This is a genomic window from Arenibacter sp. F26102 (genome assembly GCF_023015865.1).
Taxonomy (GTDB): Bacteria; Bacteroidota; Bacteroidia; order Flavobacteriales; family Flavobacteriaceae; genus Arenibacter.
The window spans coordinates 40670-57237 of the sequence record NZ_JALKBC010000015.1 but is presented as its reverse complement, the minus strand read 5'-3'; the positions used below and the strand labels follow the sequence as shown (position 1 = coordinate 57237).

Genomic DNA, 16568 nt, shown 5'->3' with positions numbered 1-16568 from the left:
TTTAAGGCGTAAAACTCAAGGTCTAATTTTTTAGAAATCAATGTTGGTGCTCTTTTTCATAATGGGCCTTTAATACATCTTCCCCATAATCATTGGTTAGATCTCTTACTACAGTGTGTACATGGTTTGCGTTGTTCTGTGTGTTATCGTATTCGATAAGTAGGGTAGGACCGTGAATTCGGAAGTAATGTCCCTTACCGGGCTCAAGGCTTCCTGCCCAGGCAAATGTCAAATTATCTATTCCCGATTTGTTTATTTTGTCCCTAAATCCGTTAGCAAATTCAAGTTCGTAATTATTCATATACAGGTTTAGAAGTTCCATGAAAGTTTTCTTTTGGTTATTGGTTAGGTCCCGATATGCGATTCCTAAGGACTCCAGTTGCTCTACCTTTCTTTTGGTTGTGGTAATGATATCGTGTGGGGCAACTTCTGTAAATACGACGGTTTTTAATTGTTCTGGGGTCATGGAGTGAAGAAGGGAAAAACCCAATTCCGCTTCTTTTTTCAGTACTTCTTTGCCCTTGTATTCCGTACTACGTACAATGCCTGGGTTGGTCCCAAAGAAAGTGGGGGTGGAGGAGCTTATAATCCCATCGGTGGAAGTGAAATTTAAGGAGAGATGGTGTCCTTCAAATCTCCATCCCCAAGGTTGGTCCTTGGATGGATTGCCAAAAATACAAAAGTGATAATTTAAAGGGTCGCGCCTAGGCCTTCCGTCAGGCATTTTATCGTCATCGTCATTTTCAATAATTCTCAATACTTTTTCCAGTTCCATAATTTCTTGGGACTTGCGAAAACCCTCTTCGCTCAAGGAGGCCCTTAGTAAGTCCAGTGCCGCTTTTTTTTGAGTCTCATTAAAATCATGGAAGGTTGCCCCGGCCCTGGGAATGGGGACATAATTCATATTAAAACGTTCGGAATCCTCCAAGTCGAATAGGGTTTTGGATTTTATCTCCTCAGATAAACTGTTAATAAAAGTATTGGCCTTTTGTAGCACGTTCTGAGCGGGTAGCATTCCAAAAAGGAATAGAATCAATGAAGTGGTTATTATTTTTTTTAGGGTCATTTTAGGTTTCATTTGTCTAAATTGGTTTATTATTATCTATGGTTTAATTAAATTTTATTTTAATCGATAACTGACGAAAGCCAAGCGGCTACTGTCAGGTGACCAAGAGGGTACATTTATGGAGCCTTGTCCACCGAACAATTTGGCGATAGTTTTAATTTCCCTGGTCTCAAGGTCCATTAATCGAAGCATTACATCTTTGTTTTGGGGATGCAAATTTGCTGGAATATCTGGCTCAAAGGAAATATAGACCAACCATTTTCCATCCGGGGATGGATGTGCGAACCAATCATGGTACTCATCCGTGGTAAGTTGTTCCTGTTCACTTCCGTTAGGCTTCATACGCCATATTTGCATAGTTCCGCTTCTGGCAGAATTAAAGTAGATGTATTTTCCATCGGGAGAGTAATCCGGACCGTCATCAAGTCCTTCAGCGGTGGTCAATCTGGTTTCCTCACCTCCAGTAACGGGAATGGTATAAATGTCATAATTGCCATTTCGCGCTGCGCAATAGGCTAATGTTTGGCCATCTGGAGACCATCCATGCCAATATGAAGGACCGTTGGGAGTTATTCTTTTAGGTACACCACCTTCAATAGGCAGTGTATAGATCAATGATTTTCCCGTTTCTGTCTGATCACTTATTACCAACATCTTACCGTCTTGTGAAACGCCGTGGTCATTATTGATTTTTTGTGCAAAATCTGTGGGGATTAATTTGGGATCACCCCCTTCAGTAGGAATCTGGTATAGTAGTCCCATACTGTTATATATCAAATCCTTTCCATCCGGTGTCCAATTTGGTGCATCCAAACGTTTTTCGGATTGGAGAACGACTTTTCTGTCCCAAGTGGCTATCGGAATAATTTCCAGGGTGCTTTCCAATTTTTTAAATGAGTCTGGCTTTGCTTGCAATTTTTCCAACACCACTTTGGAGAATTTGGCAGTTTCCACTACATCGTTGTTATGGGAACAAACACCAAGTCCTATATAGAAAGGCGCTTTAAACTGGACTTTTATGGCGCTACCCGATGATTTTAATTCTCCATCCGCTTTGCCGAGGGACATATAGACATAGTCGCCCACCTTTTCAATTCTGACCCGTTTAGGAGATTTGATGTTGGACTGAAGTTCTCGGGTGATATCTCCATCCACTTCCCTATATTGGATTGCGGTCATGCCATCTCCATGAACGGCCACATCGGCATAGGCCGAGCCCGGTTCCAAGTTTTGGCGGATTATTAAACAAGCTTTTCTATGTGGATCAACACCTTTGCCCAACAACTCAATATCGGCAGTCATGGCAACATCCCCTGACATTTTTTTCCAAACATAATGTAACTGATCGTTATTGAACCACATATTGGTCCCACTAGCTGAAATGGTATAAGTACTATCGTTATGATTGAATTCCAGTGACCCCTTATGTTTTACTTCACCAATATCCCCATGGCCTTGGAATATGCCCATATCCAACTGAAATGTCCATGATATAAGTATGGAGCCAATAATGGCTAGTGATAAAATTATTTTTTTATGGGTCATATTGGTTTGGTCCGAAAGTAAGGAATTAAAGTTAGCTAAAAAACTCGGAACATACCAGTGTTGGAACCATACAGACTTTGTATTTTTGTTCAAAAGTCAACCTTATGAATTCTCGGGAATCCCAATTACAAGCCTTTGATCGTCTACTCACAATTATGGATGAATTGCGAGCTCAATGTCCGTGGGACAAAAAGCAAACAATGCAGACCTTACGTCATTTAACCATCGAAGAAACCTATGAATTGGGCGATGCTATTTTGGACAATGATTTGGAGGAAATAAAAAAGGAATTGGGCGATGTTCTATTGCACATTGTGTTTTACGCTAAAATTGGAAGTGAAACCAATCACTTTGATATGGCCGATGTTGCCAATGATATCTGTGACAAACTGATCAATAGACATCCACATATTTATGGAAATGTTGTGGTGAAAGATGAAGAAGAAGTTAAGCAGAATTGGGAAAGAATTAAACTTAAAGAAGGCAAAAAAAGTGTTTTGGAAGGAGTTCCCAAGGGGCTTCCCGCTCTTGTCAAGGCCAATCGGATTCAGGATAAGGTAGCCGGAGTTGGATTTGATTGGGAAAAACCGGAACAGGTATGGGAAAAAGTACAGGAAGAACTGGAGGAATTCCAAGAAGAGGTTAAGGATGGAAATTTGGATGCCATGGAGGCAGAGTTTGGGGATGTGCTGTTTTCTATGGTAAATTATGCCCGATTTTTGAATATTAACCCTGAAAATGCACTGGAACGGACCAATAAGAAATTTATAAAAAGATTCCAATATTTGGAAAACAAAGCCAAGGAAAATGGCAAGGCCTTAAAAGACATGACCCTTGGGGAAATGGATGTTTTTTGGGAGGAAGCCAAGACCATTTAATGTTTATGCAGATTCTGTATACTACCGAATAAGATCAACATACCTTCCAATACTATTTTTAATTGAATTTGTACCTAGGGGCTCCAATAAATTAAAACATTACGGTAAAGGTAGATCCTTCTCCCACTTTACTGGTTGCTGAAAGGGAACCTCCCATAGCTTCAACCTGTATTTTGGTCATATAAAGTCCAACCCCCTTAGCTTCAGGATGGCTGTGAAAGACTTTGTTCAAACCAAATAGTTTATGGCCGTGTTTTTCCATATTTATACCTAGACCGTTATCGGTCACCATTAGTATGGTTGAACCTCCTTCAATCTTGGTTTCGACCATAATTTCCGGGGTTCGATCTTTGGATTTGTATTTAATGGCATTGGAAATCAAATTTAGAAAAATGCTATCAAGATATATGTCGTTGTAAACAACCGTTGGTGCTTTTGAGAAATCACTTTTTATTATTGCTCCCGATTGTGTTATCTGACTCGATATTATTTCTTGGGTTTTAGTCAATATTTTTTCAAAAGATAATTTTTGAGTTACCCTAGAGCTTTGGTCTGTGGTCTGGATAACATCGACCAAGGTATTTAATGTAGAGGAAAGATGACCGATTACAATTTCGAATTTCTCAAATAATTCGCTTCGCACTTCCTCACTTTCTGATTCTTTATAGAAACTGGATAGTGTTTGCAAGTTGGCTACAGGTGACCGTAAATTATGCGAGGTTATATGTGCGAAATCTGCCAATTGGCGGTTTTGGTTCGTAAGTTTTTTAGTGAGCACTTCAAGGTTTTCTTTCGCTTCAATTAACTTTTTACGGTTATTTACCGTTTCAGAAATGTCTGTGGCGACCCCAAGAAATCCGTTTATATCTCCTTTCGGACCTTTAATAGCAGTTGTAATTAATTGTACCGGAAAATGTGTACCATCTTTACGCACATAGGTCCATTCCATGGATTCAAAACTGTCGCGCCGTGCATGTTCAACAAAAACATCGAAGCCACTAATAGTTTTGCCAAATATATCTGATAACTCCTTGCCATGTTTTTCCACCTCTTCGCGCAAATGTATGATTTCTGGGGTCTTTTTCCCGATCATTTCGGAGGCTGAATATTGCAATAAGTTCTCGGCGCCTTTGTTAAAGTGGGTAATTAATCCATTAAGATCGGTTCCAATAATGGAAATAGGGCTTACGTTAAAAATAGCTGTAAGTTCCCCGTTGGCCCTGTTTAGAGCATTTTCTGCAACTTTAATATCATTGATGTTATGGAACACCCCATATAACCTTACACATTGGTCATTTACCATTTCAGGCTGACCTATGGCACGTGCCCAACGGCTTTTGCCTTTGGCGGTTATTAATTCCACTTCCACATCATATGGGATACCTTTTTCAATAGCATTTTCCACAACTTGTTGAATCTTCTCCCTACTTTCACCTTCTTTGAAAAAGTTAATGGCCGTATCAAGTTTTGGTACATAATCATGCGGCACATCATGTATTTCACAGGTTACTGTACTCCAATGAATTTTGCCACTTATGATATCCACTTCCCAAGTACCAATTCTTGCCACTTCGTTGGTTTTGTGTAGGATATCCTCAATACGGAGTTTTTCCTTTTCCCTTTCCTTAATAGTGGTAATGTCCAAAGTATAGATTAACAATCCCCCAATATTATCGGCGGAAACAAACCATGGTCTTATGTCCCAAGAAAGCCACTGTACCCTACCATCTGGCCATTTAAAGGTGGTTTCATCCTCGTGATGTATAGCCCCCGCAAGACAATCCTGGTGAATTTTTCTCCATTCTTCTTCGATTTCCGGAAAAATCTGGTAAAGGGACTTACCTGTAATTTCTTTATCGGTTATATTATAGTCGCTCCTCCAACGATCTGATGCCGCAAGGAACTTCATATCATTGTCAAACATGGCCATGGCGTTGGGTGCTTGGTCAATAAAAATCTTGTTGTATTCCTCCCTTACCTGCAGATCTGCCTGAAGGTCAAAAACCTGATCCATTTTTTCTTGTATTTCCTTATTGGAAGCTTCCAGGGCTGTATTGGCGAGTTGAATAGATTTGGACTTTTTATTAAGCTTTTTTATCAGCGGTAAAAAGACAAGGATAAATTGACCAATGATTATCATTGCAATGATAAGAGCAATAAGATAAGTGATTTTGTATAGATCAGTAAGATTCTTCTCTATTGTGTTTTGATATTCCAACACAATATTGTTCATACTTGTCAGCACCGTTGATTCCTCTTGTCTTATGGCGTTTATACTGGAACCCAGGACATCAGGACTGTTGGGATGATCGAGAATTTTAAGGGCAGCATCCAAAAGTTTGGTGGTACCGGGCTGCGAGGCAGCGAATAAAGCGTCAATTTTCTCAGAATTTGGTAGGCCTTCGTTGGCCGCAATAAGGTAATTCTCATTATTTTGCCATTCCGTGGTTAAAGCCTTTAGACTATCTAGATAAACTTTATTGGCTATAACGCCTTTGTCCATGTTTAAAGCAAACACGTGTTTCGAGATACGCTGACTAAGCATGGGCTGTCTTCCCGCGATGTTAATTAGACCTACATCCGACATTAGAATATCAATCCGATTTTGGAAAAATAATACCGCTAAAATTATGCTTAGAACAATGGTGGTAATAAAAAAGAGATACCTCTTTTTGGTAGATTTTTCAAGTTTATTCATTTTGGGGGAATATTTTTTACTTGTATATATGCGGATATGCTAAGTCTACAGGTAGGGTAGTATTTCTCTTTCAAACCTCGTATTAATAACCTAACAACTTGCCATCTAGCCCCCATATTGTTTGTTATTTTTTCAATATAGGGTATTTTTTTTGCATTCTAACATACTTTTCTTGCACTTTGGAACTGTAGTGAAATCTAAGGGAAGAAATTTAAAAATATAAAACAGGAAGTTTGGTGACATTGGTCATTTAGAATTATTTTATTTTTGGTTAGGTAATTAATTTCGCAGAAAACGAATAGGGTTCGTTATATAATTAATGGTTTTAAATGGAAAAATCCATTGTTCTAAAACCAAAGCTAACCCTTATATTTGCCCCTTCAAATTAAAGCGTCTTGTTGCAGAAATATACAAAGGAGTTTCGTTATAATTTATCCCTTTCATTTCCAGTTATTCTGGGGATGTTGGGGCATTCGTTTGTACAATTTGCCGATAATATTATGGTAGGGCAATTGGGAACAGCGGAATTGGCAGCGGTTTCCTTGGGAAACAGTTTTGTGTTCATAGCCATGTCCTTGGGCATAGGGTTTTCTACGGCCATTACACCTTTGGTAGCAGAGGCTGATGGGGCGGGCAATGTGGCCGATGGAAAGAGTGCGCTAAAACACGGATTGTTGTTATGTACTCTATTGGGGTTTTCACTTTTTGGCATTATACTTTTGGCCAAGCCGGTGATGTTTCTCATGAAGCAACCTACAGAAGTGGTGGAATTGGCTATGCCCTATTTGGATTTAGTGGCGTTTTCTTTGGTTCCCCTAATTATATTCCAAGCCTTTAAACAATTCTCTGAGGGATTGTCACAGACCAAGTACCCCATGTACGCTACTGTAATTGCCAACTTTGTAAATATTATTTTGAATTACCTACTGATTTTTGGTTCTTTGGGATTCCCTAAAATGGGTATTGTAGGCGCTGCTTGGGGCACTTTGATTTCCCGTATCATTATGGTCATTTTTCTTTGGGTGTTACTGAAAAACAAGAAGAAATTCCAAGCATACGTTACCGGTTTTAATTTTAGAGCTATAGAGAAAAAGGTCATGAAGAAAATTATAGACCTGGGGTTTCCCTCGGCCTTACAGATGTTCTTTGAAGTGGCCATATTTACTGCGGCTATTTGGCTAAGTGGTGTTTTGGGCAAGAATTCACAGGCGGCCAACCAAATTGCATTAAACCTAAGTAGTATGACATTTATGGTGGGGATGGGTCTAGGTGTCGCTGCCATGATACGTGTAGGAAATCAAAAGGGATTGGGGAGTTTTAAAGACTTAAGGCGCATTGCACAGTCTATTTTTCTGCTTACCCTAATATTGGAAATAATATTTGCCATTGCCTTTGTGATATTGAAGGACTGGTTGCCCACCATATATTTGGATCTTGGAGATGCCAGCAATATGGCAGATAATACCGAAGTAGTACTTATTGCGGCGCAATTAATTTTAGTAGCCGCGGTATTTCAGATTTCCGATGGTTTGCAAGTGGTGGTGCTGGGTGCCCTTAGGGGTATGCAAGATGTGAGGATACCTACCATGATTACCTTTGTGGCCTATTGGATGATCGGTTTTCCCATTAGTTTTTATCTTGGATTATATACTCCATTGGAGAGTACGGGGATTTGGATAGGCTTATTGGCCGGACTTACGGCATCGGCCATTATGTTGTATATTCGATTTAATTATTTGACCAAGAAAATGATTGGTTAACTATGTGATTAAGAATTAATTAGTAAAGTTAAAAGATTGGTATCTGCCAATAAAGCAAAATTTTTGCAATAGCGATATTTAGAAAAAGAGTTATACTATGGAATTCCCAAAATTTTTATTAGGAGATAATACAGATTATCCAACTGCTATCTTTGTGGTTCACACGGAGTACCCGAGATTCATCATAAATCTGGAAAATGACGAGGTAGAATGGTTGGAAGATTTTACCCAAGACGATGAAAAGGAATTGGAAGAGGAGGCCGAAAATTTAATTGAACAAGCGACGGCCTTCTATGACAGGGAAATATCTAGATATCAAGAGTAAGCTATGATAGACCAATTGGTGCACTACGACAAGGAGTTGTTTCTGTTCCTCAATAACTTGGGCACTTCCCAGTGGGACAGTTTTTGGCTTTTTATGACCAATAAATTCAGTTCCATTCCCCTTTATGGATTACTGGCATTTTTCACCTATAGAGCCTATGGGCTAAAGCGTCTTATTATGACCGTTGTTGCCATTGCATTACTCATTTTGGTAACGGATCAATTGGCTAATTTTTTCAAGTATGGGGTACAGCGTTTAAGACCTTGTCATGATCCCTCATTAAATGGGCTGATGCGGTTGGTAAAAAGTTCCTGTGGGGGAAAATTCGGATATTTCTCTGCCCATGCCGCCAATTCTTTTGCGGTTGCTGTTTTCTTTACTTCCCTATTACGTCCCAAATATAAATATATTGGAATATTCCTAGTTGTTTGGGCCCTTGTTGTGGCCTATAGCCGTATTTATATAGGGGTGCATTTTCCGTTGGATGTCCTAACAGGAATAATTATTGGATCGTTCTTAGGGGGATTGTTTCTGCAGCTATTATTAAAGTTCACGGCCAAATACGATCATTGATTCAAAATTTTCGTTTTGGGTTAATTCGGCCCCTGTTTGCGGATTAAGTCCATGACCTTATTTTATTCCGGCTGTTCCCTTTCAAAGATTTCTTTGTTCAAGGGTCCAAGAAAAATCAAGAAAAAGATAGCGCCAAAGGCCAGTTCATACACTTCCCATTTTCGACTGGCCGGATTAAGGGCAATAAAAATGGTTGTCACTAAAAAGGCTATGGTGTGGTGCCACTTTACAATAGGCACTGCAAATGTATTGGCCAAATCCTTGAACCAATTAAATTTTCTGAAGAGTATAGGGGTTATTATGAGGTAAAGAAACATTACCAGAAATAGTAATTGGCTGAAGATAATTTTGTTTATTTTCTTTTCACCTACAACAAGGTTGTGCAGGTTGGTTTCGCCTTGGGCATTATTTTCTATAAAAAACTCGCTGGATTCCACTCCGAATATTCGTTGTCCCCATGATATTTCCTCACCTGCAGCAAATAGGAATAAAACCACAAAAAGGAATGTCCCCAGTTTCCATAATATTTTTTTAGCGGTCCACAAGCTTATCAAATGGTATAGTGAAAGTATAAATATGCCAAAAAGCATTATGGCGGTGCCCCATTCAACCGGTCCATCCTCCTGAGCGTATTTAACATCAAAATAAATGTCGTCATTAAGTCCTAAATACAAACCTATCAGGATTATAACGGCTAAAATACTGTATCCTATTTTTTCAAATTTTGTAAAGATGTCCATCATCGTTTTTCAACTATATATAAATTACTTATCAAACGGTTTTTATGCCCTTTTGTACCTGGGTCGGCATTGTAATTTAGGTCGTACACGGTCTTTAGCGTAAGCCTATATTCGGGGTCAAAGATACGTTTAAATTCATTTTCTTCGACTGGGATTACAAGAACGCCAAACTTTTTACCGGCGGGAATTATAATTTCCTCTTCTCCTTTAAGTACGGGGATTGCTGTACCGTAGTCCCAAATCATTTCTGGTGCAATTTCACCAAAACAAAAGGTGGGAACACCCTCTTGCAGCATATTTGAATTTAATTGGGATATACTGTTGTAATGAGAATTTTTTTCCATGGCTCCGGACAATGGCAATGCCAGGGTTTTTATGGTGGCCACCAAGGCAATTGTCAACATAAAGCAAGTAAAAAGTTGCTTTTTTCTCAATTGGAGAAAAAGTAAAATTCCTATGGTAAAAAGAACCACGGAGGATAAAGTATAATAGCCCCAAAAATCACCTAAACCATCCTTTAGGATAAAGTAGGCCACAAAGGGAAAAGCAATATCTATTAGTCCTATTAAACCAAAATGGAAATACACGGGAATCTTTTCTTTCCGAACAAAGGAGCTTTTAAAATTGCTGATGACATATTCCATATAAAACCCTGTATTTAGGGCTAGGGGGATTAATACAGGAACAAGGTATCTAGCCTTTTTTTCTGGGATGATTGAAAGTAGAATTACCGAAAAAATAGTCCATAAAAAGGTGAACAGGTATGATTTTTTGTCGCTTACCCTATCCTTAAGATAAGGGTATATAAGACTGATCAAGGCCGGTATGGTCCAAATGCCACTCTGTATAAAAAAGCTCCAATAATAGTAAAAGGGTCGAACATTATAACTGGACCAATTGGCAGTTTCTTTTTTTGTTATGGCCAAGAAGGCATTGGGATCTGCGAGACGAACGTACAAAAACCACCATAGGCCAATAATACCGGCCAGAACTAACATGGCAACCAAGGGAAAAAATTTCTTGTTAACACGAAAGCCCTTATATTTAAATACAAACCCATAGGCCAATAAGAAGGGCAGCAGGAGACCGTAAAGGGAAACAGGTCCTTTACTCATGAAGGATAGACCTATGAAAATTGCGGCAAGAAGGCTGTTCTTCCATTTGTTCTCGGGCAGTTTAAAAAAATGATATAAAAAATAGATACCTGTCAGCATAAATCCATGCGTGTAAATATCCCAAGGTGCCTCAATGGTAATGACGATTATATAGAAAGAACTTAATAGAATAAGTGCATTTATGAGTGCATGTCCTTTATTGTTCAGTAATTGTAATGAAAATATATACCCTATATATCCCAAAAATATAGCCATCAACATGGTCGGTAGCCTTAGTCCGGCAATGTTTTCAAAACCAAATATCCATCCAAAAATGGCGGTGATCCAACTAGGTAGCGGAGGTTTCTCATATCTCGGCAGTTCGTTCATGGTTGTTAATAACCAATTGCCTTCGGTAATCATTTCCCTTGCGGTAATGAAATTCCTGGCCTCCATGATCGTGACGGGAATCACATTAAGTTGAAATAGGAAAATTGAGATACCCGCTATGAAGATTACAGCGATAGGATTATTTTTCAACCACATCATGAACTTCATTTTTAAGGATAAATAAATTTCTTAAATAAACGATCATTCCTAAAGTATGGCCTGCAAATAGGACAGGATCCTTCCTGAAAATGGCATACGTAAGAATTAAGGATGCCCCAACCAGACTAAGGAACCAAAAACCGAAAGGAAGACTAGAGGTTTTCTTTTTCTCGGAATATATCCATTGATATACAAACCGAAAGGTAAAAATTACCTGTGCTATACTTCCCAACAATAGCAACCAAGTTGGAATATTTTCGTTTTGGAAGAAATTCCTCAGGTCGTAGGAGTTGTTATTATATCCATATACAATAATCATTATCGGGAAAATCCAAAGGAATACCCTAAAAGCTTTGGGTAATTTCTTCCATTCACCCTGCAGTTGAATGTTGCGGATATAAATAAAATAGGTAATGGCCTGCCCCAACATTATGGCAAAATCATCACGGAGCCATCCGTATACGAACAATAGAAACGATGCCAATAAGCTGAGTTGCCAAAAAAGCCTTGGAGTGAGTACTTTTTTGTTTTTTTCCGAAATAACCCATTGCACCACCATTCTACTGGAAAATAGTATTTGGGCAATAAAGCCTATAGCATAAACCATCCAATTTGCCATTTATCCTATTTTCTCTACCTCGTAGTTAATATATTTTTTCTTCATCCATAAGTAGGCAAAGCAATCCATTAGCGGACCCAGCAGCCTATTCCATAGACCGAACTTTGCCGTTCCGGCCATACGTGGAAAGTGGCGAATAGGAATTTGAACAATGGTACCGTTTTGCAATAAAATCATGGCGGGCAAAAATCGATGTAAACCTTTAAACATTGGGATTCTTTTGGCAAAATCTGTTTTTATGACCTTTAAGGGACATCCTGTATCGTCCATTCCGTCATTTGTAAATGCTCTTCGTATACTATTGGCAACTGCAGATGAGGCATTCTTAACAAAGGAATCCTTTCTATCTGCCCTTACCCCGGTTACAAGATCGTATTGATCAATATGTTCCAAGAGTAGGTTGAAATCTTCGGGTGAGGTTTGTAGATCGGAGTCTATGTATCCTAATAAGGGTGTGTCTACGTGGTCAAAACCTGCTTTAATAGCGGCACTCAATCCTTTGTTTTTGGCAAATTTCACAAAACCAAAAGCTTCGTTTCTTTGGCAAATAGTCTCAATTAACTGTTGACTTTTATCCTTGGAACCATCGTTTACAAATAACACTTTGGCCTTTTTGGTGCATATTGCCAAGTACTCCTTTAGCTCCTTTTCAACACGTTCCAAATTATCTTCTTCATTATAGACAGGAATAATTATGGTGAATTCGTAACTCATTTTGTAAAAGGATAAGTACTTTTAGATCTAAAATTTAAAGGTCCAAAGATAATCAACTTTGTTAACCTATGCCTCATTGGAATGTTCATCTTATTATTAAGAAATAATAGAAGAAGGTTCAGTATTATTTATGCGCCAGTATAACCTTATCCTATTGTTGAAATATTGTTCAACCTCTAATATAAAAGGAGGTCTTTAGGGTTCTTTGGCCAGGTTCAACAATTCCTGGGCCGCCGTGAAAGGTGATATTTCTCCATCAATTACTTTCTTGACCATAATATCCAAATGGAGTTTTATATTTTTATTGCCGTAAAACTGTTGTTTTAGCTGGTCCTCAATGGTCTGTAGTAACCAGTATTTATTTTGAGACCTTCTTTTTATGGTTATATGGTCCTTAGCGTTGGTAGAATCAATATAGGTCTGGATTAGGTTCCATATTTCTGATATTCCTGTTTTTTGTATGGCAGAACAACTAAGCACTTCTGTGGTCCATCCGTTTTCTTTGGGAGGATATAGATGTAATGCCTTCGTAAATTCAGCTTTGGCCAGATTGGCCTGTTCAATGTTGCTGCCATCGGCTTTATTGATAACAATGGCATCTGCCATTTCCATGATGCCTCTTTTAATACCTTGAAGTTCATCTCCCGCCCCGGCCAATTTCAAAAGTAAAAAGAAATCCACCATTCCATGTACAGCCGTTTCACTTTGGCCTACCCCGACAGTTTCCACTAAAATGGTATCGAATCCTGCTGCCTCACAGAGAATTATGGTTTCCCTGGTTTTTCGGGCAACACCTCCCAAGGAATGACCGGTAGGGGAGGGACGAATAAAAGCATTTTTGTCCTTGACCAATTCTTGCATTCGGGTCTTATCTCCCAAAATACTGCCTTTGCTTATGGAGCTGGAAGGATCTACTGCCAGTACCGCAACTTTTTTCCCCATTCCGGTAAGGTAGGTTCCAAAGGTCTCTATGAATGTACTTTTTCCTACTCCGGGAACTCCAGTAATTCCAATGCGTATGCTATTACCGCTATGAGGAAGACACAGGTCTATGATTGTGTTTGATTTTTGAAAATGTGAACTGTTGGTGCTTTCCACCAATGTAATGGCCCTGGCCAAAGCAGCTATATCCCCTTTTAAAATACCTTGGGTCAATTCAGCTACGGACGGACTCATTTTTCTCAATGCTTTAACTATAGAAATGCTTTTCCCCTCAGTATTTTTCTTGTTGGCCAAACTTATTTTTTAATGGGAACGCTAACTTTTGTTTTATCCCATGCGAGACTTAGGTAAAGCTGTTGCGCTTCATCGAAATCTATGGAAAGACTTTCTATTGTTTGTGACAATTCCTGCACAGGGACGCTTATTTCTACCACATCCGTTTCGGGGTTTCTAGTGGTTTCTTTCCCGCCACTTAAAATGGTAACGCCCCATTCTGGAATTTCACTATTGAATATAAATTTCCAGGTCTCTTTGCCGGGTATGGTCCACAAGGAATAACTTCCAGAGGGCAAGCTTTTGCCACCAACACTAATATTGGTAGCCGTTGTAAAAGTGGTAGGTTCATTGGCCCCTGTTCTCCAGACTACATCATAGGGCACCAATTCGCCAAAAATAACACGGTCTTTTTTGAATGGACTACTATATTTTACGGCAAGGTCCAATCCATTTTCAGTGTAAGTAGCGGTCTTCTCAGGACTGTTCTTTTTGGTCTGTTCCCTTAAATAGGATTTTCCAAATAAAAAAAATGCCAAAACCAATACTACTACAACTATTACTAGCCATTTAAGAAATTTCATATTTGTGGATTTTGTAGTTATCTATACACCTAAAGTACGAAACTAAATCTGAACTCGGTTTCATTATGATAGGTTTCTCCCGGTTTTAAAAGACTATTTGGAAAGTTCGGTTGGTTGGGTGCATCAGGAAAATTTTGTGTTTCAAAACATATTGCAGCAAAGGCCGCCGGAGTATAAACGACCACTCCAGGTTGATTGGTGATAACTTCCATGGATAAACCCGATATATCCGAAGCCAGTACCGTTCCATCCTTTAAACTGGAGTCCAAAACAAATGGCGTGTCCAAACGAACTTCTCCTATCCTTTTCATGCTCAAAAAATCATATTTGGAATTTTTAACCGAAACTATATTTCCCGTGGGAAGAAGCTTGGCATCCGTTTCCAGATATTCCGGACAAGACAGTCTTAAGTGGTAATGGTCTATTGTGTCCTCACCATCCAAATTAAAGTAGGAATGGTTGGTTAAGTTTACAGGGGTTGCTTTGTCTGTGGTAGCTTCATGGATAATAAATAGTGAGGAATCTACCAACTTATAGGTCACAGTGGTTTTTAAGTTTCCTGGATAGCCTTCTTCCATATCCTTGCTTAGATAGCTAAGCTTTACAAATGGATTTTCCCCATCGTGTACTTGGTCTATGGTCCAATACCTTTTCCCAAATCCCTGCTTACCTCCGTGTAAATGCACGCCATCCTTAGAGAAGATCGGATAGTTGGTATTGTTGATTTGAAAACCGCTGTTCGAAATTCTACCGGCATATCTGCCAATACACGCACCCAGTGATTTGTTATCGGCTAAATATTTTTCAGGTTCCTCAAAACCAACCACTACATTGGTATCCACGCCATCTTTATTTTTTAATATCAACTTTTGGATAATAGCTCCATAGTCCAGTACGGTCAGCGTGATGAAATTGTTTTTTATTGTAACTTGATTCAATGTATTTCTTTTAATATTTAAGTTAAAAATACTCTTTTTTGCAACATTACAAATATTCCTTCGTCCTTTAGGTAATAAGGAATGACAGTGAGCAAATTATTAGTAATTAAACCCCCTTCAATAAAATAAAGAAACTGGCCAAAATGTTTCAGATTGATATAGTAGAACAATGTAAACGCAACGATCGCAAAGCACAGTTATCACTGTACAATCAGTATTGTCAGGGCATGTTTTATGTTGCCATGCGTTTTTTGAAAAATCCGGATGATGCCGAAGATATTGTGCAGGAGTCTTTTATTAGGGCCTTTCAAAAAATAAATCAATACAAGGGTGAAGTAACCTTCGGAGCCTGGTTAAAGAAGATCGTAGTAAATAAGAGTATTGATTTTTTAAAATCGAAGCAGCTTAAGACCGTAGCATTAAATGAAGGGTATATGAAGGCCGTAGAGGATGAAGATTGGTCTATAGATGATACGGTTACCTTAAAAGTGGTGATGGATGCTATAATGGCATTACCGGAGAAATATAGGTATGTGGTGCAATTATTTTTGGTGGAGGGGTATGATCACAGTGAAATATCGGAAATCTTGGATATAAGTTATTCCACTTGCAGAACAAGATTATTAAGAGGAAAAGGGCAGTTAAAGGAATTATTAAAAACAAATAAGTATGTCACAGGATCTTAGAGAAATGTTCAAGCGAATAGATTCGGTTTCAAAGGAATCTATGAAGGAGGGTCATGAAGGGCGTTTTTTGAAAAGAATGGAAAAGGAACTTCCTATGGCCAAAAGGGCGGCGTTCCCAATATATAAAATTGCCGCTGCACTAATAATTCTCTTTGGTTTGGGGGCTCTGTTTTTTTTAAAATTAAGTGTTCCCGGACCTATGGATGCAACGGTAGTTGAAAAGGGAACCGCAATACCTGAAGAAAAGGGCATTTCCCTCGGTGACCTTTCTCCCGATTTAAAAAAGGTAGAGAATTATTATATGGTCAATATAAACTTAGAACTCTCCCAATTAAAAATATCCGATCGTAACAAAGCCTTGATCGATAGTTTTATGGAGCGGTTGGAGGAACTAAATGTTGAGTATAAAAAGTTGAATAACGAATTAAATGAAATTGGTCCCAATGACCAAACAATAACTGCTTTGATCAAAAATTTACAATTGAGATTACAGTTACTGCACAAACTAAGGGACAAGTTGCAAGAACTAAAAAAGATAAGTAAAGAGGAAGGTGAAAATGACCTTATTACCAGTGTTTAAAAAA

General features: G+C 38.7%; 16 protein-coding genes. 6 read left to right on the top strand and 10 right to left on the bottom strand.

The window, feature by feature from the left end; genetic code table 11:
• Positions 1–37 precede the first annotated feature (37 nt).
• Positions 38–1078 (bottom strand): DUF3500 domain-containing protein, encoded by a 1041-nt coding sequence (locus tag MWU78_RS18020; protein ID WP_247000330.1) that lies wholly within the window; start codon positions 1076–1078, stop codon positions 38–40.
• A gap of 42 nt (positions 1079–1120) precedes the next feature.
• Positions 1121–2611, bottom strand: a complete 1491-nt coding sequence (locus tag MWU78_RS18015) for a hypothetical protein (RefSeq protein WP_247000328.1) — start codon at positions 2609–2611, stop codon at positions 1121–1123.
• A gap of 104 nt (positions 2612–2715) precedes the next feature.
• Here MWU78_RS18015 and mazG point away from each other — a divergent pair, with 104 nt between their 5' ends.
• On the top strand, positions 2716–3489 hold the full coding sequence (gene mazG, locus MWU78_RS18010) for a nucleoside triphosphate pyrophosphohydrolase (RefSeq protein WP_247000325.1): 774 nt from the start codon (positions 2716–2718) through the stop codon (positions 3487–3489).
• 91 nt (positions 3490–3580) lie between these two features.
• Here the strand turns inward: mazG and MWU78_RS18005 are convergent, their stop codons facing one another.
• Positions 3581–6187 (bottom strand): PAS domain S-box protein, encoded by a 2607-nt coding sequence (locus tag MWU78_RS18005; RefSeq protein ID WP_247000322.1) that lies wholly within the window; start codon positions 6185–6187, stop codon positions 3581–3583.
• A gap of 395 nt (positions 6188–6582) precedes the next feature.
• Between MWU78_RS18005 and MWU78_RS18000 the strand changes: the two genes are divergently transcribed.
• The 3 genes from MWU78_RS18000 to MWU78_RS17990 all read left to right on the top strand — a co-directional run bounded on the left by MWU78_RS18000 (position 6583) and on the right by MWU78_RS17990 (position 8845).
• The gene (locus tag MWU78_RS18000; RefSeq protein WP_247000321.1) at positions 6583–7947 is read left to right on the top strand and encodes an MATE family efflux transporter; all 1365 of its coding nucleotides are present in this window, start codon (positions 6583–6585) and stop codon (positions 7945–7947) included.
• 97 nt (positions 7948–8044) lie between these two features.
• The gene (locus tag MWU78_RS17995; RefSeq protein ID WP_247000319.1) at positions 8045–8272 is read left to right on the top strand and encodes a hypothetical protein; all 228 of its coding nucleotides are present in this window, start codon (positions 8045–8047) and stop codon (positions 8270–8272) included.
• Between the two features lie 3 nt (positions 8273–8275).
• A complete protein-coding gene (locus MWU78_RS17990) occupies positions 8276–8845 on the top strand; it encodes a phosphatase PAP2 family protein (RefSeq protein ID WP_247000317.1) in 570 nt (189 codons plus the stop codon).
• A gap of 62 nt (positions 8846–8907) precedes the next feature.
• Here the strand turns inward: MWU78_RS17990 and MWU78_RS17985 are convergent, their stop codons facing one another.
• From MWU78_RS17985 to MWU78_RS17955, 7 genes are all read right to left on the bottom strand, one after another.
• Positions 8908–9588 carry a hypothetical protein gene (locus MWU78_RS17985; RefSeq protein WP_247000309.1) on the bottom strand — a complete coding sequence of 227 codons (681 nt, stop codon included), beginning with the start codon at positions 9586–9588 and terminating at the stop codon, positions 8908–8910.
• Positions 9585–11228 carry a glycosyltransferase family 39 protein gene (locus MWU78_RS17980; protein ID WP_247000307.1) on the bottom strand — a complete coding sequence of 548 codons (1644 nt, stop codon included), beginning with the start codon at positions 11226–11228 and terminating at the stop codon, positions 9585–9587. The genes MWU78_RS17985 and MWU78_RS17980 overlap by 4 nt, the downstream gene beginning before the upstream one ends.
• Positions 11209–11847 (bottom strand): lipid-A-disaccharide synthase N-terminal domain-containing protein, encoded by a 639-nt coding sequence (locus MWU78_RS17975; protein WP_247000297.1) that lies wholly within the window; start codon positions 11845–11847, stop codon positions 11209–11211. Before MWU78_RS17975 ends, MWU78_RS17980 begins: the two co-directional genes overlap by 20 nt.
• Positions 11848–12561, bottom strand: coding sequence for a glycosyltransferase family 2 protein (locus MWU78_RS17970; RefSeq protein ID WP_247000295.1), 714 nt, complete (start codon positions 12559–12561; stop codon positions 11848–11850). It abuts the gene before it with no gap.
• 195 nt (positions 12562–12756) lie between these two features.
• The gene (gene meaB, locus MWU78_RS17965; protein WP_247000566.1) at positions 12757–13737 is read right to left on the bottom strand and encodes a methylmalonyl Co-A mutase-associated GTPase MeaB; all 981 of its coding nucleotides are present in this window, start codon (positions 13735–13737) and stop codon (positions 12757–12759) included.
• Positions 13738–13799: 62 nt separating this feature from the next.
• Positions 13800–14360 (bottom strand): DUF2911 domain-containing protein, encoded by a 561-nt coding sequence (locus MWU78_RS17960; protein WP_247000293.1) that lies wholly within the window; start codon positions 14358–14360, stop codon positions 13800–13802.
• Between the two features lie 29 nt (positions 14361–14389).
• Complete coding sequence (locus MWU78_RS17955) at positions 14390–15298, bottom strand: aldose epimerase family protein (protein ID WP_247000292.1); 909 nt, start codon at positions 15296–15298, stop codon at positions 14390–14392.
• A gap of 143 nt (positions 15299–15441) precedes the next feature.
• On the opposite strand from MWU78_RS17955, the gene MWU78_RS17950 reads away from it, so the two are divergent.
• The gene (locus MWU78_RS17950; RefSeq protein WP_247000289.1) at positions 15442–15984 is read left to right on the top strand and encodes an RNA polymerase sigma factor; all 543 of its coding nucleotides are present in this window, start codon (positions 15442–15444) and stop codon (positions 15982–15984) included.
• Positions 15968–16564 (top strand): hypothetical protein, encoded by a 597-nt coding sequence (locus tag MWU78_RS17945; RefSeq protein ID WP_247000287.1) that lies wholly within the window; start codon positions 15968–15970, stop codon positions 16562–16564. Before MWU78_RS17950 ends, MWU78_RS17945 begins: the two co-directional genes overlap by 17 nt.
• The last annotated feature ends 4 nt before the right edge of the window (positions 16565–16568 follow it).

Coding starts and splice junctions, on each gene's coding strand:
- MWU78_RS18020 (WP_247000330.1), bottom strand. CDS start 1,078: ATGAAACCTAAAATGACCCTAAAAAAAATAATAACCACTTCATTGATT.
- MWU78_RS18015 (WP_247000328.1), bottom strand. CDS start 2,611: ATGACCCATAAAAAAATAATTTTATCACTAGCCATTATTGGCTCCATA.
- mazG (WP_247000325.1), top strand. CDS start 2,716: ATGAATTCTCGGGAATCCCAATTACAAGCCTTTGATCGTCTACTCACA.
- MWU78_RS18005 (WP_247000322.1), bottom strand. CDS start 6,187: ATGAATAAACTTGAAAAATCTACCAAAAAGAGGTATCTCTTTTTTATT.
- MWU78_RS17995 (WP_247000319.1), top strand. CDS start 8,045: ATGGAATTCCCAAAATTTTTATTAGGAGATAATACAGATTATCCAACT.
- MWU78_RS17990 (WP_247000317.1), top strand. CDS start 8,276: ATGATAGACCAATTGGTGCACTACGACAAGGAGTTGTTTCTGTTCCTC.
- MWU78_RS17985 (WP_247000309.1), bottom strand. CDS start 9,588: ATGATGGACATCTTTACAAAATTTGAAAAAATAGGATACAGTATTTTA.
- MWU78_RS17980 (WP_247000307.1), bottom strand. CDS start 11,228: ATGATGTGGTTGAAAAATAATCCTATCGCTGTAATCTTCATAGCGGGT.
- MWU78_RS17975 (WP_247000297.1), bottom strand. CDS start 11,847: ATGGCAAATTGGATGGTTTATGCTATAGGCTTTATTGCCCAAATACTA.
- MWU78_RS17970 (WP_247000295.1), bottom strand. CDS start 12,561: ATGAGTTACGAATTCACCATAATTATTCCTGTCTATAATGAAGAAGAT.
- meaB (WP_247000566.1), bottom strand. CDS start 13,737: ATGAGTCCGTCCGTAGCTGAATTGACCCAAGGTATTTTAAAAGGGGAT.
- MWU78_RS17960 (WP_247000293.1), bottom strand. CDS start 14,360: ATGAAATTTCTTAAATGGCTAGTAATAGTTGTAGTAGTATTGGTTTTG.
- MWU78_RS17950 (WP_247000289.1), top strand. CDS start 15,442: ATGTTTCAGATTGATATAGTAGAACAATGTAAACGCAACGATCGCAAA.
- MWU78_RS17945 (WP_247000287.1), top strand. CDS start 15,968: ATGTCACAGGATCTTAGAGAAATGTTCAAGCGAATAGATTCGGTTTCA.